Consider the following 18,497-nt stretch of genomic DNA (forward strand, 5'->3'; position numbering starts at 1 on the left):
TATAGTGTCCCATCGTACAGTTGGAGTATGAAAATCGGTGAGTCATCTATCGACTCAGATACAACCTACTTCATCGCCGAGGCGGGCGTGAATCACAACGGTGACATGGACTTGGCCCGCGAACTCATCGACGCAGCGGTTTCTGCTGGCGCGGATGCGGTCAAATTCCAGACGTTCCGTGCCGAGCGTCTCGTGACGGAGTCTGCGACGAAAGCGACGTATCAGACCGAACAGACCAACGCATCCGAGAGTCAGTTCGACATGCTTCGTCGCTACGAACTCTCGAAAGCAGACCACGAGGAACTGATGGCCTACGCCGACGAACAAGAGATTACTTTCCTCTCGACTCCCTTCGACAGGCAGAGCGCAGACCTCCTCGACGAGTACGACCTTCCGGCGATTAAACTCGGGTCGGGTGAACTCGATAACATCCCGCTCCTCCAGCACGTTGCCCAACTCGGGCGACCGATGATCGTAAGCACCGGGATGAGCACCCTCGACGAGGTCAAACGTGCTGACCGCGCAATTCGTGAAGCAAACCCCGACGTGAGCGTTGGCTATATGCACTGCGTTTCTTCGTATCCAACAGATCCAGCGGACGTGAATCTCCGCGCGATGGACGTCATGCGGCAGGTCGTTTCCGGGCCTGTTGGCTTTTCGGACCACACCACTGCCCCCGAGACGCCGGCACTGGCGGTTGCCGCCGGTGCGCAGTTCGTCGAGAAACATTTTACCCTCGACAAGTCGATGGAGGGACCCGACCACGCCGCCTCGCTTGAACCTGACGAACTCAAACGTGCTGTTTCTCTCGTTCGATTGGCAACGACTGCCCGCGGAGACCCCGAAAAGCGACCCACCTCTGACGAGGATAACAAGACGACGATACGCAAGAGCCTCCACGCGAATACTGACCTCAAAGAAGGCGACGTACTGACCGAGGAGAGCGTCAAAATCGTTCGCCCTGCCGATGGTCTGCCTCCGGAACGACTCGAAAGTGTGCTCGGGAAGAGACTCGCAGTTTCGGTGACTGCAGACGACCCGCTCGTCGAATCTGTATTCGGTGACAACGATGAGTAACCGAACCGTTCTGGTCATCGGCGCACATCCAGACGACGAGGTGCTGGGTGCCGGCGGGACGATGGCGAAACACGCTGCCGCGGGCGACGAAGTCCACGCCCTCATCGTCACCGAAGGGACCACACAGCAGTACGACGACGACTCGATTATCGAGCAAAAGCGCGACGAAGCGCGTGCGTGTGCAGACACACTCGGCATCGAAGCCGTTCACTTCGGTGACTTACCCGATATGCGATTGGACGACGTCCCCCACGTCGATGTCAACGCTGTCATCGAATCGGTGGTTACAGACCTCGAACCAGACATCGTCTACACTCACTCGCCGCACGAGGTGAACCTCGACCACAAAGCAGTGTACGACTCTACGCTCGTCGCGACGCGACCTGCGACTGGTGTTTCGCGTGTGCTAGCGTACGAAACTCCGTCTTCTACCGGCTGGACTGGCGGGACGACCTCCCAATTCGGGGCCGACGTGTACGTCGATATTTCGGGATTCGTCGAGACGAAGGTCGATGCATTTGCGGCCTATCAATCTGAGACACGGGTGTTTCCACACCCACGTTCTCGTGAATCTCTCTCCGCGCGGGCGACGACACGCGGGAGCGAAGCAGGCTTCGCGGCGGCGGAGGCATTTTCGCTCGTTTACGAACGGGTGGGTCAATTATGAATTCGCGAACCATCGGTGTCGTCACTGGTACGCGGGCTGAGTACGGACTGCTCAAGTCATCGATGGATGCAATTCGAGACCATCCGCAGATGGATCTCACAGTGTACGTTACCGGTATGCACCTGTCGCCGCAGTACGGCAACACACGGGACGACATCGTCAACGACGGTTTCGATGACATCGTTGACGTTCACATGCTCCTCGATGGCGACTCCGAGTTGAGTATGGTGAAGTCACTCGGCGTCGGAATCTCGTCGTTTGCGGACGTATTCGGTCGTGACGACCCCGATATCGTCTTGGTCCTCGGAGACCGCGACGAAGCACTCGCAGCAGGCATGGCGGCGGCACACATGAATATCCCTGTCGCTCACGTTCACGGAGGAGACACCACTGGTGGTGCGATCATCGACGATAGTATCCGACACGCTCTCACGAAGTTTTCCCACATCCACTTCCCTGTCTCCCGTTTGAGCGAAGAGCGGATTCTCAAACTCGGCGAAGAGCCGTGGCGAACGATGGTCGTCGGTGCACCCGGTCTCGACGAGATTCTCGATGGCAATTACGCTGACCCTGCTGATGTTCTCGAACGCCACGGAATCGCCCCCAGTGGTCGTCCGCTCACACTCGTCGTTCAACACCCGGTGACGACAGCACCCGGAGAGGCTGGTGTCCAAATGCGCGAGACGTTGGATGGTATCGCCGATTCGGACGTCCATCCAGTTATTATCTACCCGAATTCGGACGCTGGTGGCAAACTCATCATCGACGAAATCGAATCACACCCCGTCGGCGAACAGGCGGAAGTATTCCGCAGTCTTCCACGTGCGGATTACCTCGGTCTCATGGCGGCAGCGGATGTGATGGTCGGGAATTCGAGTAGCGGTATCATCGAAGCACCTTCGTTCGACCTTCCGGTCGTCAACATCGGCCCACGACAGGACGAACGCGAACGCTCGGAGAACACGCTGGATGTCCCACACGAGCGAGAAGAAATCACGGGTGCAATCGAGCGAGCACTCACGGCCGACTTCCGCGAACGCGTCGCGGCCGCCGGAAACCCCTACGACTACGGCGGTGCCGCACAGAATATTTGCGAGCGCTTGGCGACTGTCGAGCTCGGTGAAAAACTCCTCCGCAAACGCTTGACGTACTGACGACTACGAAGTTTCATTAGCAACACCCGCAAGCGTCCATCCATGCGCGCGGTTTTCGTCACTCACAACAACATCGGCAGGACGTGTCTCAAAGCACTCATCGAGTGTGGTGCGGAGGTACCTGCTGTCTACACGCAACCGGAAAAGGGGTCTCTCTCCGACCAGATATCGCTCGAACCGTTCTGTGAAGAACACGATATCGATCTCTATCGAACGGAGTCAGTGAACGATCAGGAAACGCGCGAACAAATCGCGTCGTACGACCCCGAATATTTGTTCGTAATCGGTTGGTCGAGACTCGTCAACCAATCCGTACTCGACATCCCTTCGGTCACCGCGCTCGGGATGCATCCTGCTCCGCTCCCCCGAGGCCGTGGCCGCGCACCGATTGCGTGGAGCCTCATCAAAGGTCTCGACACCACGGCGATGTCTTTCTTCCACCTTGTCGAGGAGGCAGACGCCGGTGACCTCGTCGCTCAGCACGAGATTGATATCGATATCGAAGACGATGCGGCCTCGTTGTACGAGAAAGTTCGCCTCGCCGCTGGGCAATTCATCCGGGATACGTACGACGAACTCGCCGCTCACGACGTAACGCGAATCGAGCAAGACGAGTCGAACGCGACGTGGTGGCCCAAACGGACGCCTCGTCATGGACTGGTCGATTGGGTTCGGTCACCGAGGAAACTCTATGATTGGATTCGTGGGCAAAGTCACCCATATCCGGGAGCGTACTCGTATCTCGATGGGACGAAAGTTCGATTGTGGAGCGCCCGTCCACCGTCTGAGGAGCCGGTGTTCGGCGTCCCCGGAGAGATTCTGGCCGTCAATGGCGACGGCATCGAAATCGCAGCGTGGGAGGGGTCCCTCGTCGTGGACCGAGTCCAAGTCGGGGACGACGAAGAAGTATCGGGCGCAGAACTCATCGAGTCGTATGAGTTCGAAATCGGCCAGCGATTCGAAAACGCTCGTGATATCCTTGGTGAGTAGCCTACTCGTCGCCGTATGAGGAGATGACACCCGAGGACGCATCGCTCGAGGCTTCGTCTTCGTGCGTGATGCTCACCTCGACGAAGTAGTTCTCGCCATCGACTTCGAGGGTGGCGTTATTGAACGGTGGGAACGTGAGCGCACGCAACACGTCTAAGAGTTCTTTCACGGTGTATTCCTCTTCGGCGTCCAGTTTGCAGAGGTCAGCAAATTCAGACTTCTTGTGTGTCGGGGCGTTCGTATCCTTTTGTGGTACTGGCTCGATAGTTCCAGATTGGATATCGGGCCAGGTTTCGACGAACAATTCGACGGCAGCAGATTCGAGACGCTCGTACACGTCCTTGCCGTTGTCGTCGAATCGTGTCTCCACCTCACGACGTGCGAGGAGGGCCCCAGTGTCGATTCCGGGGTCCATCTGATGAATTGTGACGCCGGCGGGATGGCCTTCGACGATGCTCCAGACGTTCGGATTGAAGCCACGCCCGGCTGGGAGGTAGCCTGGGTGCACGTTGATAAACCCCTGTTCTGGGATGTCCAGAATGGATTCGGGAACGATATGTCGATAACCTACGGCAACGGCGATGTCCGGTTGCAGTCGCTCGACGAGTTCGAGTTGACCCTTCGTCGTAATCATCGCTTGAACGGTGACACTGTCCCGGTCGCAGAGCCATTCGTAAATCTCGGTACCCATGTTGTTCGTTCCGAGAAAGAGGACGTCCATGAGTTGTTCATCTTCACACGCGGTAATAGCTTCCCGGTACTGACATCGAAAGAACTGCAAACGAAATATCTTATCCGGTAGGTTCGATTAGTTCAATCGATGCATACAATATTGTTTACGGGTCTGGGTTCGATAGGACGCAGACACCTTCGGTTGTTAATGGAGTTGGAGTCTGAGTTCGACATCCACGCGTATCGAAGTCGAGGTTCGGACGGAGAACTGGATGCCGTTACTGAACACGATTCGCTCGACAGTGCTCTCGCTGTTTCACCTGATGTCGCATTTATCACGAATCCAACGTCACTGCACGTGGAAACTGCGATTCGTTGTGCAAAATCGGGTGCAGATCTCTTTATAGAAAAACCACTGTCTGATTCTATTGGTGGGATCGATGAACTCAGGCGAATCTGCGATGAGAAGGAACTTCTCACGTACGTTGGGTGCCAACTCCGGTTTGATCCCATTCTAAACAGATTGAAAACGATACTTATAGACGAGGAGTATGGGGGTATGCTATCATTTCGAGCTTACAGTGGGTCATATTTGCCAGATTGGCGTCCCGAGAAAGATTACAGAAATACGTATAGTGCACAGTATGAACTCGGCGGCGGCGTCGCTCTGGACCTCATTCATGAAATTGATTACTCGTACTGGATTTTTGGACGACCAGCTCGGACCGTTCATCTTTCGGGGCAAGCAAGTACACTCGAGACAACTGTGGAAGATTATGTTGAACTATCACTCGAAACGGTAGATGGCGTCCCTGGTCACATCCATCTCGATTACTTCCGACCGACCCCGAGGCGGACGTTGGAAGTTACGTGTGAAGACGGAGTGTTAACTGCTGACTTAATCTGCAAAACGCTGACGATCGAAACCACAGAACGAACAGAGCAAATTGAGTATGACTATCATCGGGACGACGTTTTTCGCAGACAACTCAACCACTTTTTCGACTATCTCGAACGGAGAGAACCGTTCGAAAACGACATCTCGGAGGCAGAAGATGTATTGCGAATTGCACTGAATCTGCGAAACGAATACCGATGAACGCTAGCGAAACTGTTCTCGTTACAGTCTGCGCCCGAGGGGGATCCAAAGGCGTCCCGAACAAAAACGTTCGTCCTGTTTCGGGGGACCCTCTCATTGCACACACACTACGGCAGGCAAAGAAGTGGGAGCGAACGACCGACCTTGTCGTTTCGACCGACGACGAAGAAATCGCGTCAGTTGCTCGCGAGTGCGGTGCAGTAGTTCCTTTCACCCGCCCTGCAGAATTGGCATCCGACGAAGCAGCGAAACTCCCTGTTATTCAGCACGCTGTTAATGAAATGGAAGACGAGACGGGGACAAAATACGACTACGTAGTTGACCTTGACGCAACTGCCCCGATTAGGCTCGTTGAAGATATAGAAAATTGTTTCAAAAAAGTCGCCGAAACAGACGCGACAAACGCGTATACGGTCACCGAGGCAGACAAGAACCCGTACTTCAATATGGTTGAACTTGATGACCGAGGGTTTGCCCACCTCTCTAAAGAACTCCCAAATGAAGTCGTCCGTCGTCAGGATGCACCTTCTGTCTACGAAATGAACGCGTCTGTGTATGCCTATGACCGTGAATTTTTGCGGAATGCTTCTTCGAATCACTCTGATCGGACCACTATTTCGACGATGCCTCCTGAGCGCTCTATCGATATCGACCGCGACATTGACCTCGCGCTGGTAACCTTCTTGATGGAAGATTGGGGGGTGAAGTATGACTGATCATCTGGAACTTTCGGACCACGTATCTGTCATCGCGGGCGGCGCTGGTCTTATCGGGAGTGAAGTTTCTCGAGGCTTGGCTGAATGTGGTGCCAACGTCGTGATTGCCGACCCAAGCGAGAACGGTTCAGACCTCGCAGACGAGCTGGGAAACCACGTTCACCACGTGCCAACTGACGTCACTGACCCTGAGTCGGTTGACTCTCTATTTGAGGGGGTCATATCTGAATATGGTCGGATTGACTCATTGGTCAACACTGCATACCCTAGAAATGAACAGTACGGTGTGAAGTTCGAGGAGGTCACATTCGAAGATTGGAACGAGAACCTGTCGCTTCATCTTGGGAGCTATTTCTATACCTCAAAGTGTGCTGCGATACAAATGCAGTCTCAATCTGAAGGGGGAAGCATCGTAAACTTCGGGTCCATTTACGGTATCGAAGCCCCTGACTTCACGATTTACGATGGCACAACTATGACCAGTCCCGTGGAATACTCGGCAATCAAAGCAGGAATTATCAATTTCAGTCGCTATCTCGCTTCGTATTTTGGACCAAATGGCGTCCGAGCCAATACTGTCAGCCCCGGCGGTGTGTTCAACAATCAAAATGACAATTTTGTGAAAAGGTATGAAAAACAGACACCAATACGTAGAATGGCAACACCTGAGGACCTAGTTGGCCCTGTGTTATTCTTGGTCTCGGATGCATCACGTTACGTCACAGGCCATAATTTGGTTGTTGATGGAGGATGGACAATCTCCTGACGGTAAACGCCTAATCTCGACAAAATAGTCCAACGTGAACTACCGACTGAGAACGAAGCGGTGATGCACGCCAGCTTTTGACGACACTTTCACATGTATCCCAGATCCTTCAGATGATCTTCAACGGCAATCGACTCTGTGTGAACATCTTCAATATCCGGCTTGTAGGACTTACTATCAGAAGCTGTCGTCTCGACCCACGGAACACGTTTGACTATGGGGTGCGGGAATCCTTCGGGGTGTCCATAGGCAGCACCCTCACCGAATGCTTCTCCGTGATCTGCCGTGATGACGACTCGCTCCGCATCGGTGTTTTCCAAGAGAACCTCTACGCTATCGAGGACGTACCTGAGCGTTTCACGATATAACTCGATAACTATGTCACGAGATGCGTCGCCAGTTCTGAGGAGTTCGTAGCCGTGTTTCTCAACCTCATTTGGGTCTCTCCCGTCTTTGATTGCATTTCCAATGTAGGGTAAATGGGGCTGCATGTAATGTAGTAGCATTCGGTCGTGGCCTCCTGTTCGACCCGCAACAATCGCTCTGTCTGTAACTGAATGAGGTAAGACAACACCGTACTGGGGATCGTGGTTTTTCTCCCAGACCTCGTCAAGTTCGTAGAACGTATCTCGCGTTACAATATCCCACCTCGAGAAGTCGAACGGCGTCGTATTATTTTGAGGTGGGAAATCACGGTCTCCAAATATCAGTTTGGTGTGGCCGTTCCCGGTGATGTAACGTGTTCTGCTGATTTCACTCTGCCACTTGCTCGTGAACGTCTTTGCCATCCATTCGTCAGATTGACTACCGACAGACCATTTCGTTTCCACCTCACCAATGAAGTCGTACTCGCTGGCGACTTCTTTCAAAGTGTCAACACGACACGCGTCTAGGACGATGAGGAGGTCCCATTCGTTCTCGTAGATATTCTCGCCTGGTTCGAACCGAGAGGTCACCGCATACCAAAACATCAGATAGATGGTGAAAACCACATACAACAGGCCTCGCCATCCTTGCCTGTCGAACCGCTGTCGCATCTCGGAGGACCACTCTCGGAGATTGCTTTCCATACCTCCGTCTGTAGTAGGTGAGGTTATCAACTACCCGGTCTGAGTTGAATGGTTATGCTCCAACATTCACTGAGGGGAGATTGTCACGGACAGTCTTTCTGAACTGCGCGGAGATGGCCCAGAGCGTCGCAAAGTACGTTCCGGCGCCAATAAAGACCAAGACAAAAACAACCACTAGACTTGACCCAACGGTCTCTCTCCCAACGAGCACGACGATACCCATCACACCTGCTGCGAGGGTTTGCCGAGTCAGTTCAAGTGCGGGAATTTGAACGGAAAGGTATCGTTGAAGTAGCCAATACGAAATTCCAGTACTCACTGTCGCACTGAGTGCCGTTGCAATTGCTGCACCATACCAACCGTGTTGGCTAATGAGAACTATATTTAGAATGAAGTTAAAGCAAACAAAAAATATATTGACTTTATATGTTTGCTCTGGGTGATTAATCGCGTCAAGAGCGTTGGTAATCTGCATCTCGAATGCGTAAAACAACCGTGCAAAGACAAGTATGAGCAGTACTTCGTATCCGATTGGGAATTCTGGTCCGTAAATCGATAATATCTTGTCTCCAACGAGTACGGAGCCCACTAACCCTGGTATTAGGAATAATCCAGCGTAGGAAAAGGACGCGGAAATTGCATCTCGAACTTGGTCGTCTCTTCCTTTTGCAGAGAGTGAGCTGATCTCAGGAAATAGAGTTGCACTGATCGATGCCCCGAAGATAGCGAAAAGAGATGCTATATTCCACGCAATTTCGTACACACCAATCAGTTCGTTTGCGACGAAGACTCCCAGAACAATCGTATCCATCGATAGGAACGATCGGTTTTTGATCGGGGCTAACCACGAGTACTTGGCGAACGAAACGATACTGTCGAACGACTCTTTCGTTGGTCGAACGAATTTAATGCTGAGGAAGTACAGGCCAGCAGCGAGTGCCAGCGTTCCACCGATAACGTATCCCCAGAGGAGACCAACTAATCCAAACCCAGCGATCGCTAATCCAATCTGGAATACTGCACGTCCACCCCACCAAATCGGTGGAAGAAAACTCGATAGATGTACCTTTTTTTGCCCATCGAGTGCAGAGTTGACGAATTGAACACTCAGACTCACAAAAAGCATTACCACTAATATATCTACTACTGGTGCGCCGAGATATTCATTAATCTCTTCGGAGAATAAAAGTAAAATCAGAGAGACAACACTCACGAGAAGTGCCTGCATCAACATTCCGGTACTCAGCACGCTGTATCGGTCTGTGGCCTCACTAAGCCGTTTCTTCACAGCGTGATTAATTCCAAGTTGGGATGGAAGGGTTGCCCACGCAATCACCGAAATGACGAGCGCATAGGTCCCCAGTACAGACGCACCGAGAACTCTTGCAACGTATAGATTGACCGCAAACCCCGCAATCGACGTCACCACCTGTCCGAAAAAATGGATGGCAGACGTCTGTCCACGTTTCATTCTCAGATGAGTCCTGTCGTGTGAACGCTAAAGAACCAATGGTTTGAGCCGGTACAATCACTCGCTTGCACGGTGACTAACAGGTGAAGATAAAGAGAGAACGCTTTTACAACATCACACTCCATCCGTGTACCAATGCCCACCGCCGACGCCGTCTGTATCCTCATCCCCACCTACGACGAGGCTGAAACGATTGCCGATGTCGTCTCTGACTACCGAGACGAAGGATTCACTAACGTCCTCGTCATCGACGGCGGATCGACAGACGGGACGCGCGAACTCGCCGAAGAGGCGGGCGCACGCGTCGTCGTCCAGTCGGGGTCCGGAAAGGGCCAGGCCGTCCGAGAGGCGGTCGAACAGCACGTCGAAGCCGAGTACGTACTGATGCTCGACGGCGATGGAACCTACCTCGCCGACGACGCCGAAGCGATGCTCGCGCCGCTCGACGAGGGATACGAACACGTCATCGGCGACCGGTTCGCTGACATGCACGAGGGTGCGATGACTGGGCTGAACAAAATCGGCAACGGAATCATCAACCGGGCGTTCGCGCTCATCCACGGCAGGGACTACAAGGACATCCTGAGCGGATATCGCGCGTTCACGCGCGAGTCATTCATGCGAATGACGCTCACGTCGGACGGGTTCGGCGTCGAGACGGAGATGGCAGTCGAGTGTGTCAAACGCGGTATCAACACCACGGTGGTCCCGACGACGTACAAGCCGCGACCAGATGGGTCGGATACGAACTTACACCCCGTCCGCGACGGCGGAATCATCTTCCTCGAACTCTACCGCCGGGCCAAGACCAACAACCCGCTGTTTTACTTCGGTAGCGTCGGATTAGCATCGACGGCGACGGGGCTTGGGCTGGCCGCGTACGTCGCCTACGAGTGGGTCTTCCGGACGATTTCGCACGAAGTCATCGCCGTCGTATCGGCGGCGGGAATCCTCTTCGGCGTGCAACTGCTCATGTTCGGGGTGCTCTCGGACCTGATTCTCTCGCTTCACCGCGAGCAGATAAAGCGCATCGAAGAACTGGAGTAAACGGTAGAACGCGAAGTGTTGCGCAGTTAGAAGGGGAGTAGTCCACGGAGTCGGCCGACGAGGCTGGTCGATGCTTCGGCGCGGTAGGCCTCGAAGACGGGATGGAGTTCGTTGAGGAGTTGGTTTCGTGACTCGAATTGCGTTCGTTCGGTGGCGACGAGCGCGTCGTCGATGGTCACCGTCGTCTCGTTGGCGTCAACTGGGACCGCGACGTGGTCGAGGGCGTCCGCGATGGTCTCGGTCTCGGCGGGGAACGTCAGGTCTGCCTCGTCGAGGTCCGCGGCGAGCGCGGCGATACCGAACTCGATAGCTTCTGGGTCTGTCCCGTCTCCAGTCGGAGGTCTCGCTGCCATTGATACCGATTACGTGTTCATCTATGGAAAAACTCCCGAACTCCCGACAGGAATTGCAGTCGCCGGCACGCTGGCCGGGTACGTCAACCGTGGACGGTGCCGGATACGCCGACCGTGGGCGTTATTTGACATGCGCGCATGGCTTCTCGTATGACCGAGTACACGACGGTTTCTATCCCGAAAGAACTGGCCGCACGCGTCGAAGAGACCATCGAGGGAACCACGTTCTCCAGTACGAGCGACCTCGTTCGGTTCCTGCTGCGCAGTATCGTCATCCAGCATCAGCGCTCCGGCGGCGAACTCTCCGACTCGGAGTTTCAAGAGATCGCGGACAACCTGCGGGACCTCGGGTACCTGAAGTAACGGCCGCGAGACGCTTCACTCCGTCAGTCGTTCTGTTTTCATAGTTCTTCGACCGGCGGTTCGGCATCGACGACGACGAGTTCGAGTTTCCGGCCGGACCGGTCGAACGCGCCCAGTGTGTCGTCTTCCCACGGGGGGACCGCGAGCAACACCACGGCCGCGAAGTCGTCTCGCTCGGTGAGTCTGAACGGTCCCTGCGGGTGTGTGAGGAACCGGGCGCGGCCTCGACCCGCGGGGGTACCGAGGTCCACGCCGAAGACGTTCCGAACCGATTTGCCCGCACTGGGTAGATAGAAGTGGGTCAGAATCGGTGTCTCGGGGTCGAGGTCGAGCGAAGCCTCGAACGACTCAGCAGCCGTCGCGTCGAGCACGACGTTCATCGATTGTGGTTCGTTCTCCTCAGCGAGTTCGAGGAGCACGTCTACGAGCCCGCGGGTAATGTGCACCCGGGGAGGCTCCGATCCCGACGCTCGCTCGGCACTCGTCTCGCGCTCGTCGCGGTTGCTGTGCGGCGCATCGTTCCCGGCCGAGTTGGTGTTGTGTGTCATCGTCGTCGAGTCTCAGTTCGACAGCATCGATTTGAGTGCCCTCAGATACGCGCCCGGGAGGTTCGACCGAGCGTCCGAGAGTGCTGTCCGCATGGCACGTCCCGCGTTCTCGGATACGCCCGCGCCGTGGCCGACGAGGAGTCGCTCGGGATCGTACCTCGTCAGGACCCGACGTGGTGGGAAGGGGCGGAGCATCGGGTGGACGCCGAGGCGCTCGCCGGGGGCACAGAAGTACTCCACCGTGCCCAGTGCTTCGGGCACGAAGAGAAGCGAGTAGTCGGGATGGTAGAATCCGACCTCCTGCCACGGTGGGACCGTGCGGTCTACGACGCGGAAAGTTTCGAAGCCACTGTCCGCGAGCGTGGTTCCGAATCGCTCGACTGGGGCGTCGAGTTCGTCGGCGACGTCGGTCATCCACGAGGCGACGTAGACGGGCACGTCGTGGCGAGTTGCGACGGCGGCGGCATGGCGCTTGTGTCGGTCGAGTCCGACGACGACGCCCGCGACGTCGCCGAATTCGGCGAAGAGGTCGTCGATACCGGGAGCATCAACGGGGTCGAAGACCCACACGTCGCCGTCGATTTCGACGGCGTGACTCGCACGTTGCATGGCCTCGTCGGGATACGCGAGCCATCCGACGCCGTGTTCCCAGCGGTCGATTTCGCGGAGTTGTCCCTCTCCACGACCTTTCATTGGCATACGTGTCACGTGGGACGGGAATCCCATAAGCCCTCTCACGACGGGGGTTTCGCCCGGTGGTCGCTGCGTGGATTGGTCCGGTGGTCACTCCACGGTGGTCGGCACTCGTAGGAGGTGGGACTCTCGTAAAGCTCAGAGTTTGTCGGTGTCGATATCGACGCCCGGTGGCGTGATGACGAGGAACTTCCGGAAGTGCATCAGATTCCCGCCCATGTCTTTGATGTCGCGTGCGAAGGTCGATGCGAGTTTGTTCAGGTCGCCTTCGACGGCCAAGAACAGCACGTTACCGCGTGCGACGGAGTCGATCCACGCTTCTGGTTCCGTCGAACCGTCGAGGACGCCGAGTACGACGCCCCCCTCCGTCTCCTCCGAGTCGAGGTGCTCTTCGGCCGTCTGCAAGTTGAGGTTGAAGTCGCCCATACCCCGTGGGTGGCAGAGCGATGAGAAAAGCGTTCGGACCGTTTTCGGAGTCGAATGGACTGAGACCGAATGAGATGTGCTGGCAGGCGAGTCCACATTCGTCCAGTCACGAGTGCGCGTGGCCCTTCCAAACGTTTGTTTGTAAATTTGGAAGCGTTAGATTATCCGACTCGGGTTGTGAACTGTGTGACGGCATATCAAGTAATTGTATCTCATTGGTGTGTAATAGGTCGTTTATGTCGTGCGATTTGGGGGTAATGTGACACCATCACAGATTCACGAGAACAATCATGATACTGTCGGTGGAAAACTTTTATATACGGGTTCGTGCTCGTGACTGACACAATGTCTCACAACATTACGGAGGATTCGTCGGATGCCCCGGCGGGTCGAGTTCTTCCAGGGCACATTAGCCCAACAAACTGAAATCGACAACGTACGAATTTTCGACACGACGCTTCGTGACGGCGAGCAGTCGCCGCGTACCTCGTTCTCGTACGAGGAGAAACGCGACATCGCGGCGATGCTCGACGGAATGGGGACCCACGTCATCGAGGCTGGCTTCCCCGTCAACTCCGACGCGGAGTTCGAAGCAGTCGCGGATATCGCGGCGGCGACCGATGCGACGACCTGTGGACTGGCCCGCGTCGTCGATAAGGACATCGAGGCCGCGCTGGATGCTGGCGTCGATATGGTGCACACGTTCGTGAGCACCAGCGACGTCCAACTGGCCGACTCGATGCACGCCTCCCGCGAGGAAGCGGTCGAACGCGCCGTCCGAAGCGTCGAGCGCGTCCGCGACGCCGGTGTCGAAGTAATGTTCTCGCCGATGGACGCCACGCGAACCGACGAGGCGTTCCTCATCGAAGTCGTCGAAGCCGTGACCGACGCGGGTGTCGATTGGATTAACCTCCCCGACACCTGTGGCGTTGCGACCCCGACGCGCTTCGCAAAGATGGTCCGGACGGTCCGCGAGCACACCGACGCGAACATCGACGTGCACACGCACGACGACTTCGGACTGGCCTCCGCGAACGCGATGGCCGGCTTCGAAGCGGGTGCCTCGCAGGCACAAGTGTCCGTCAACGGAATCGGCGAACGCGCCGGCAACGCGGCCTACGAAGAGGTCGTGATGTCGGCAGAATCACTCTACGGCGTCGATACCGGTATCGACACCACGCAGATTACGAAGCTGGCTCGCATCGTCGAGGCGGCTTCCGACATCCCGGTCCCGGCGAACAAGCCGGTCGTCGGACGCAACGCGTTCTCTCACGAGAGCGGCATCCACGCCGCTGGCGTCATCGAGAACGCCGACACGTTCGAACCGGGCGTCATGACCCCGGAGATGGTCGGCGCGACGCGCGAGTTCGTCCTCGGCAAGCACACGGGGACGCACTCGGTACGCAAGCGCCTCGAAGACATCGGGTACGACCCCACGGACGCCGAGGTCCGCGAGGTAACCCGCCGCGTCAAGGACCACGGCGCGGAGAAAGAACGCATCAACGACGAGGCCCTGCAGGCGTTCGCCAGCAGCGTCGGCGTCACCACGAAAGAGGACACGGAGGAGGTCCGGGTCTGATGAGGCCGGGCTGTGGCCCCTCTGGGCGACTGCCCCGCACGCGCGTTCCGGCGGCCGAGCGGTGCAACACTTGCTCGCCGCGAAACTGTTATTACCACCCAAGCGCTCGTGTGGCATACGATGAGACAGCACGACACGCGTTCGACGACTGCCACTCCACGGGGAGCGTGCAGTCTCGGCGCTTCGGCTGTCCGCGCGCTCATTATTGTAGGGGTCTAGCCCCTCATCATCCCACTTCTCAGTCCCACGGAATCGCACCGTATTCAGCCATCTCTGGAGTCCCTCACATGCAGCACCAGCACCACACCCACCGACCGAGCGCGCATCGCTATCGAACGACACGAACACACGGAGGTCGCACATGAGCGAACGAACCGCGACGACGTCCGAACCACCGACCGAATCGACCGACGACACACCGAACCAGACTGAAGTCACCACGGGCGCAACCGCCGTCATCCGGGCGCTCGAAAACGCCGGCGTCGAGACCGCATTCGGCGTCCAAGGCGGGGCAATCATGCCCATCTACGACGCCCTGTACCACTCCGACATCCGGCACGTGACGATGGCCCACGAGCAGGCGGCCGCCCACGCCGCCGACGCGTACGGCGTCGTCCGCGGTGACCCCGGCGTGTGTCTCGCAACGTCTGGCCCCGGCGCGACGAACCTCGTGACCGGCATCGCCGACGCCAACATGGACTCGGACGCGATGCTCGCGTTGACGGGACAGGTCCCGTCGGAGATGGTCGGCTCGGACGCGTTCCAAGAGACCGACACCACGGGCGTCACCGCGCCAATCACGAAACACAACTACTTCGCCAACGACAGCGACACCGTCGGCGACACCGTCGGCGAGGCGTTCGAGTTGGCCCGCGAAGGCCGACCCGGACCGACGCTCGTTGACCTCCCGAAGGACATCTCGCTCGGCGAGACGACGCGCGAACCCGGTCAGGCGCGTGCTCCCGAAACCTCGCGCTCCCGAACTGACCCCGACGACGACGACGTTGCGGCCGCCGCGCGCGCCATCGAGCGCGCGGAGAAACCGGTGTTGCTCTTCGGCGGCGGCGTCATCAAAGCCAACGCGACGGAAGTCGCTCGCTCGTTCGCCTACGAACACGAGATTCCGGTCGTCACGACGATGCCCGGCATCGGCTCGTTCCCCGAAGACCACGAGCTGTGTCTCTCGTGGGCAGGCATGCACGGCACCGGCTACGCGAACATGGCAATCACGCACACCGACTGCCTCGTCGCCGTCGGCACGCGCTTCGACGACCGCCTGACCGGCGGCATCGACACGTTCGCACCCGAGGCCGAAGTCGTCCACATCGACATCGACCCGGCGGAAATCTCGAAGAACATCCACGCGGACTACCCCGTCGTCGGCGACGCGGGCCGCGCGCTCGAACGCATCGACGCCGAGATGGCACACAGCCCCGACGCCCGCGAGTGGGCAGCACAGTGCCAGACGTGGAAAGACGAGTACCCGATGGACTACGCGGCACCCGAGAACGAACCGGTCAAACCCCAGTTCGTCGTCGAGGCGCTGGACGAGGCGACACCCGACGACACCATCGTCACGACCGGTGTCGGCCAGCACCAGATGTGGGCCGCCCAGTACTGGACGTACCGCGAACCGCGGCGCTGGGTCTCCTCGCACGGGCTCGGCACGATGGGCTACGGACTCCCCGCAGCCATCGGTGCCCGAATGGCCGCAGAAGACGACCAATCGGTCGTCTGCGTCGATGGCGACGCCTCGTTCTTGATGACGATGCAGGAACTCTCGGTCGCAGTCCGCGAAGACCTCGATATCACCGTCGCCATCCTCAACAACGAGTACATCGGGATGGTTCGCCAGTGGCAGGACGCCTTCTTCGAAGGCCGTCGCATGGCCGCCGGCTACGACTGGTGTCCCCGGTTCGACAAGCTCGCCGAGGCCTTCGGCGCTCGCGGCTGGTCTGTCGATTCCTACGAGGAAGTTCCCACCGCAATCGAAGAGGCGTTAGCGTACGATGGCCCGTCGGTCATCGACTTCCACGTTGACCCCGCAGAGAACGTCTACCCGATGGTTTCGTCGGGTGGCGCGAACGGCAAATTCGCTCTCTCGGAGGACCAATTATGAGCAACGAAGACGGACTCCAAGGCCCGACCCCGGAAGAACGCCCGCACCCAGAAGGGCGACGTAACTCGCAGGGCATCCGTATCGACCCCGCTGCCGAATCGGAACACGAACCCCGCCGGACCGTCCTGTCGGCGCTCGTCAAACACGAACCCGGCGTGCTCTCGCGCGTCGCCGGACTCGCCGCCCGACGGCAGTTCAACATCGAGAGTTTGACTGTCGGTCCGACCACCGTCGAGGGCCACGCCCGCATCACGATGGTCGTCGAGGAACCCGACCCCGGCATCGACCAAATCGAGAAGCAACTGGCGAAGCTCACGCCCGTCATCTCCGTCGGCGAGTTGGACGACGACGCCGTTCGCGCCGAACTCGTCCTGCTCAAAGTCCGCGGCGAAGAACCCGACAAGGTTCACGCCATCACGGAGATGTACGACGGCAAGACGCTCGACGCTGGCCCGGAGACCATCACGGTCCAACTGACCGGCGACGAGCACAAGATCGACGACGCCGTCGATGCGTTCCGACGCTTCGGCATCATCGAAATCGCCCGCACCGGTCAGACCGCGCTCGCACACGGCGCGAAACAGACCGTCCCCGGAGAGGAACCCGGCACGTCCGGCGAACCAACCAAACCAACTACCAATCAATGACTGAATTCACTACCACCGTTTACTACGACGACGACGCAGACCGCTCGCACATCGACTCCAAGACCGTAGCCATCCTCGGCTACGGCAGTCAGGGCCACGCCCACGCCCAGAACCTCGCCGAGAGCGGGGTGGACGTGGTCGTCGGTCTCCGACCCGGTTCCTCCTCGCGCGCCGCCGCACGCGAAGACGGACTTCGCGTGGCCTCGCCCGCCGAGGCGGCCGCAGAGGGAGACATCGTCTCTATCCTCGTTCCCGACACCGTCCAACCCGCGGTGTTCGAGGAAATCCGCGACGGACTCGAAGCGGGCGACACGCTCCAGTTCGCACACGGTTTCAACATCCACTACAGCCAAATCGAACCCCCGGAAGACGTTGACGTGACGCTCGTCGCACCCAAATCGCCGGGCCACCTCGTCCGCCGGAACTACGAGAACGACGAGGGGACGCCCGGACTCATCGCCGTCTACCAGGACACGACCGGCGAGGCGAAGGACGAAGCACTGGCCTACGCCCACGGAATCGGCTGTACCCGCGCCGGCGTCATCGAGACGACGTTCCGCGAGGAGACCGAGACCGACCTGTTCGGCGAGCAGGCCGTCCTCTGTGGCGGCGTCACGTCGCTCGTCAAGCAGGGCTACGAGACGCTCGTCGATGCGGGCTACTCCCCCGAGATGGCCTACTTCGAGTGCCTGAACGAACTCAAACTCATCGTGGACCTGATGTACGAGGGTGGACTCGGCGAGATGTGGGACTCCGTGAGCGACACCGCCGAGTTCGGCGGTCTGACCCGCGGCGACCGCATCGTGGACGAACACAGCCGCGAGCGCATGGAAGAAGTCCTCGAAGAGGTGCAGGACGGCACGTTCGCCCGCGAGTGGATTCTGGAGAACCAGGCGGGACGCCCGTCGTACAATCAACTCAAAGACGCCGAAGAGAGCCACGGCATCGAGGAAGTCGGCCGCCCGCTCCGCGACCTGTTCGCGTGGAACGACGGCGACGACGAAGAGACAGAGAAAGCAGAAGCCCCAGCAGACGACTGA

At 57.9% G+C, this 18,497-nt stretch carries 20 protein-coding genes; 13 read left to right on the top strand and 7 right to left on the bottom strand.

From position 1 onward, the window contains the following. Positions 1-27: 27 nt before the first annotated feature. From neuB to ACFQJC_RS08635, 4 genes are read left to right on the top strand one after another with little or no spacing between them, the layout of a single operon-like run. Positions 28-1,077, top strand: a complete 1,050-nt coding sequence (gene neuB / locus ACFQJC_RS08620; RefSeq protein ID WP_390222917.1) for an N-acetylneuraminate synthase — start codon at positions 28-30, stop codon at positions 1,075-1,077. After that, positions 1,070-1,744, top strand: coding sequence for a PIG-L deacetylase family protein (locus ACFQJC_RS08625; RefSeq protein WP_390222918.1), 675 nt, complete (start codon positions 1,070-1,072; stop codon positions 1,742-1,744). The genes neuB and ACFQJC_RS08625 overlap by 8 nt, the downstream gene beginning before the upstream one ends. Then, positions 1,741-2,898, top strand: a complete 1,158-nt coding sequence (neuC, locus tag ACFQJC_RS08630) for a UDP-N-acetylglucosamine 2-epimerase (RefSeq protein WP_390222919.1) — start codon at positions 1,741-1,743, stop codon at positions 2,896-2,898. Before ACFQJC_RS08625 ends, neuC begins: the two co-directional genes overlap by 4 nt. Before the next feature lie 42 nt (positions 2,899-2,940). Next, complete coding sequence (locus ACFQJC_RS08635; RefSeq protein WP_390222920.1) at positions 2,941-3,888, top strand: methionyl-tRNA formyltransferase; 948 nt, start codon at positions 2,941-2,943, stop codon at positions 3,886-3,888. Position 3,889: 1 nt separating this feature from the next. Here ACFQJC_RS08635 and ACFQJC_RS08640 read toward each other — a convergent pair whose 3' ends face one another. After that, positions 3,890-4,609 carry a methionyl-tRNA formyltransferase gene (locus tag ACFQJC_RS08640; RefSeq protein WP_390222921.1) on the bottom strand — a complete coding sequence of 240 codons (720 nt, stop codon included), beginning with the start codon at positions 4,607-4,609 and terminating at the stop codon, positions 3,890-3,892. A gap of 99 nt (positions 4,610-4,708) precedes the next feature. Between ACFQJC_RS08640 and ACFQJC_RS08645 the strand changes: the two genes are divergently transcribed. The 3 genes from ACFQJC_RS08645 to ACFQJC_RS08655 are packed head-to-tail and all read left to right on the top strand — an operon-like array spanning position 4,709 to position 7,141. Beyond that, positions 4,709-5,659 carry a Gfo/Idh/MocA family protein gene (locus ACFQJC_RS08645; RefSeq protein ID WP_390222922.1) on the top strand — a complete coding sequence of 317 codons (951 nt, stop codon included), beginning with the start codon at positions 4,709-4,711 and terminating at the stop codon, positions 5,657-5,659. After that, on the top strand, positions 5,656-6,375 hold the full coding sequence (locus ACFQJC_RS08650; RefSeq protein WP_390222923.1) for an acylneuraminate cytidylyltransferase family protein: 720 nt from the start codon (positions 5,656-5,658) through the stop codon (positions 6,373-6,375). The genes ACFQJC_RS08645 and ACFQJC_RS08650 overlap by 4 nt, the downstream gene beginning before the upstream one ends. Next, positions 6,368-7,141 (top strand): oxidoreductase, encoded by a 774-nt coding sequence (locus tag ACFQJC_RS08655; protein WP_390222924.1) that lies wholly within the window; start codon positions 6,368-6,370, stop codon positions 7,139-7,141. The genes ACFQJC_RS08650 and ACFQJC_RS08655 overlap by 8 nt, the downstream gene beginning before the upstream one ends. Before the next feature lie 89 nt (positions 7,142-7,230). On the opposite strand, the gene ACFQJC_RS08660 is transcribed toward ACFQJC_RS08655, so the two are convergent. Both ACFQJC_RS08660 and ACFQJC_RS08665 read right to left on the bottom strand, forming a co-directional pair. Then, complete coding sequence (locus ACFQJC_RS08660) at positions 7,231-8,211, bottom strand: alkaline phosphatase family protein (RefSeq protein WP_390222925.1); 981 nt, start codon at positions 8,209-8,211, stop codon at positions 7,231-7,233. Between the two features lie 52 nt (positions 8,212-8,263). Beyond that, the gene (locus ACFQJC_RS08665) at positions 8,264-9,682 is read right to left on the bottom strand and encodes a flippase (RefSeq protein WP_390222926.1); all 1,419 of its coding nucleotides are present in this window, start codon (positions 9,680-9,682) and stop codon (positions 8,264-8,266) included. Between the two features lie 135 nt (positions 9,683-9,817). Between ACFQJC_RS08665 and aglJ the strand changes: the two genes are divergently transcribed. After that, entirely contained in the window at positions 9,818-10,729 is a 912-nt protein-coding gene (gene aglJ / locus ACFQJC_RS08670) for an S-layer glycoprotein N-glycosyltransferase AglJ (RefSeq protein ID WP_390222927.1), read from the top strand. A 26-nt stretch (positions 10,730-10,755) separates the two neighbouring features. On the opposite strand, the gene ACFQJC_RS08675 is transcribed toward aglJ, so the two are convergent. Then, positions 10,756-11,082, bottom strand: a complete 327-nt coding sequence (locus tag ACFQJC_RS08675; RefSeq protein WP_390222928.1) for a hypothetical protein — start codon at positions 11,080-11,082, stop codon at positions 10,756-10,758. Positions 11,083-11,232: 150 nt separating this feature from the next. Between ACFQJC_RS08675 and ACFQJC_RS08680 the strand changes: the two genes are divergently transcribed. Continuing rightward, on the top strand, positions 11,233-11,445 hold the full coding sequence (locus ACFQJC_RS08680; protein ID WP_390222929.1) for a ribbon-helix-helix domain-containing protein: 213 nt from the start codon (positions 11,233-11,235) through the stop codon (positions 11,443-11,445). 38 nt (positions 11,446-11,483) lie between these two features. On the opposite strand, the gene ACFQJC_RS08685 is transcribed toward ACFQJC_RS08680, so the two are convergent. The 3 genes from ACFQJC_RS08685 to ACFQJC_RS08695 form a co-directional block, all read right to left on the bottom strand. Then, positions 11,484-11,993 carry a hypothetical protein gene (locus ACFQJC_RS08685; protein ID WP_390222930.1) on the bottom strand — a complete coding sequence of 170 codons (510 nt, stop codon included), beginning with the start codon at positions 11,991-11,993 and terminating at the stop codon, positions 11,484-11,486. A gap of 12 nt (positions 11,994-12,005) precedes the next feature. Further along, positions 12,006-12,692 carry an MBL fold metallo-hydrolase gene (locus tag ACFQJC_RS08690; RefSeq protein ID WP_390222931.1) on the bottom strand — a complete coding sequence of 229 codons (687 nt, stop codon included), beginning with the start codon at positions 12,690-12,692 and terminating at the stop codon, positions 12,006-12,008. Positions 12,693-12,824: 132 nt separating this feature from the next. Further along, on the bottom strand, positions 12,825-13,112 hold the full coding sequence (locus ACFQJC_RS08695) for a DUF5779 family protein (RefSeq protein WP_390222932.1): 288 nt from the start codon (positions 13,110-13,112) through the stop codon (positions 12,825-12,827). A gap of 376 nt (positions 13,113-13,488) precedes the next feature. Between ACFQJC_RS08695 and ACFQJC_RS08700 the strand changes: the two genes are divergently transcribed. The 4 genes from ACFQJC_RS08700 (at position 13,489) to ilvC (ending at position 18,497) form a co-directional block, all read left to right on the top strand. Next, positions 13,489-14,691, top strand: coding sequence for a LeuA family protein (locus ACFQJC_RS08700; RefSeq protein ID WP_390222933.1), 1,203 nt, complete (start codon positions 13,489-13,491; stop codon positions 14,689-14,691). 361 nt (positions 14,692-15,052) lie between these two features. Continuing rightward, the gene (gene ilvB, locus ACFQJC_RS08705) at positions 15,053-16,810 is read left to right on the top strand and encodes a biosynthetic-type acetolactate synthase large subunit (protein WP_390222934.1); all 1,758 of its coding nucleotides are present in this window, start codon (positions 15,053-15,055) and stop codon (positions 16,808-16,810) included. Next, entirely contained in the window at positions 16,807-17,457 is a 651-nt protein-coding gene (gene ilvN, locus ACFQJC_RS08710) for an acetolactate synthase small subunit (RefSeq protein ID WP_390222935.1), read from the top strand. Before ilvB ends, ilvN begins: the two co-directional genes overlap by 4 nt. Continuing rightward, positions 17,454-18,497, top strand: coding sequence for a ketol-acid reductoisomerase (gene ilvC / locus ACFQJC_RS08715; RefSeq protein WP_390222936.1), 1,044 nt, complete (start codon positions 17,454-17,456; stop codon positions 18,495-18,497). Before ilvN ends, ilvC begins: the two co-directional genes overlap by 4 nt.

The organism is Haloferax namakaokahaiae (genome assembly GCF_042663225.1).
GTDB lineage: Archaea > Halobacteriota > Halobacteria > Halobacteriales > Haloferacaceae > Haloferax > Haloferax namakaokahaiae.

What these genes read in the sequence shown, in the direction of transcription:
- neuB (WP_390222917.1), top strand. Translation starts at nt 28, where the DNA reads ATGAAAATCGGTGAGTCATCTATCGACTCAGATACAACCTACTTCATC.
- ACFQJC_RS08625 (WP_390222918.1), top strand. Translation starts at nt 1,070, where the DNA reads ATGAGTAACCGAACCGTTCTGGTCATCGGCGCACATCCAGACGACGAG.
- neuC (WP_390222919.1), top strand. Translation starts at nt 1,741, where the DNA reads ATGAATTCGCGAACCATCGGTGTCGTCACTGGTACGCGGGCTGAGTAC.
- ACFQJC_RS08635 (WP_390222920.1), top strand. Translation starts at nt 2,941, where the DNA reads ATGCGCGCGGTTTTCGTCACTCACAACAACATCGGCAGGACGTGTCTC.
- ACFQJC_RS08640 (WP_390222921.1), bottom strand. Translation starts at nt 4,609, where the DNA reads ATGGACGTCCTCTTTCTCGGAACGAACAACATGGGTACCGAGATTTAC.
- ACFQJC_RS08645 (WP_390222922.1), top strand. Translation starts at nt 4,709, where the DNA reads ATGCATACAATATTGTTTACGGGTCTGGGTTCGATAGGACGCAGACAC.
- ACFQJC_RS08650 (WP_390222923.1), top strand. Translation starts at nt 5,656, where the DNA reads ATGAACGCTAGCGAAACTGTTCTCGTTACAGTCTGCGCCCGAGGGGGA.
- ACFQJC_RS08655 (WP_390222924.1), top strand. Translation starts at nt 6,368, where the DNA reads ATGACTGATCATCTGGAACTTTCGGACCACGTATCTGTCATCGCGGGC.
- ACFQJC_RS08660 (WP_390222925.1), bottom strand. Translation starts at nt 8,211, where the DNA reads ATGGAAAGCAATCTCCGAGAGTGGTCCTCCGAGATGCGACAGCGGTTC.
- ACFQJC_RS08665 (WP_390222926.1), bottom strand. Translation starts at nt 9,682, where the DNA reads ATGAAACGTGGACAGACGTCTGCCATCCATTTTTTCGGACAGGTGGTG.
- aglJ (WP_390222927.1), top strand. Translation starts at nt 9,818, where the DNA reads ATGCCCACCGCCGACGCCGTCTGTATCCTCATCCCCACCTACGACGAG.
- ACFQJC_RS08675 (WP_390222928.1), bottom strand. Translation starts at nt 11,082, where the DNA reads ATGGCAGCGAGACCTCCGACTGGAGACGGGACAGACCCAGAAGCTATC.
- ACFQJC_RS08680 (WP_390222929.1), top strand. Translation starts at nt 11,233, where the DNA reads ATGACCGAGTACACGACGGTTTCTATCCCGAAAGAACTGGCCGCACGC.
- ACFQJC_RS08685 (WP_390222930.1), bottom strand. Translation starts at nt 11,993, where the DNA reads ATGACACACAACACCAACTCGGCCGGGAACGATGCGCCGCACAGCAAC.
- ACFQJC_RS08690 (WP_390222931.1), bottom strand. Translation starts at nt 12,692, where the DNA reads ATGCCAATGAAAGGTCGTGGAGAGGGACAACTCCGCGAAATCGACCGC.
- ACFQJC_RS08695 (WP_390222932.1), bottom strand. Translation starts at nt 13,112, where the DNA reads ATGGGCGACTTCAACCTCAACTTGCAGACGGCCGAAGAGCACCTCGAC.
- ACFQJC_RS08700 (WP_390222933.1), top strand. Translation starts at nt 13,489, where the DNA reads ATGCCCCGGCGGGTCGAGTTCTTCCAGGGCACATTAGCCCAACAAACT.
- ilvB (WP_390222934.1), top strand. Translation starts at nt 15,053, where the DNA reads ATGAGCGAACGAACCGCGACGACGTCCGAACCACCGACCGAATCGACC.
- ilvN (WP_390222935.1), top strand. Translation starts at nt 16,807, where the DNA reads ATGAGCAACGAAGACGGACTCCAAGGCCCGACCCCGGAAGAACGCCCG.
- ilvC (WP_390222936.1), top strand. Translation starts at nt 17,454, where the DNA reads ATGACTGAATTCACTACCACCGTTTACTACGACGACGACGCAGACCGC.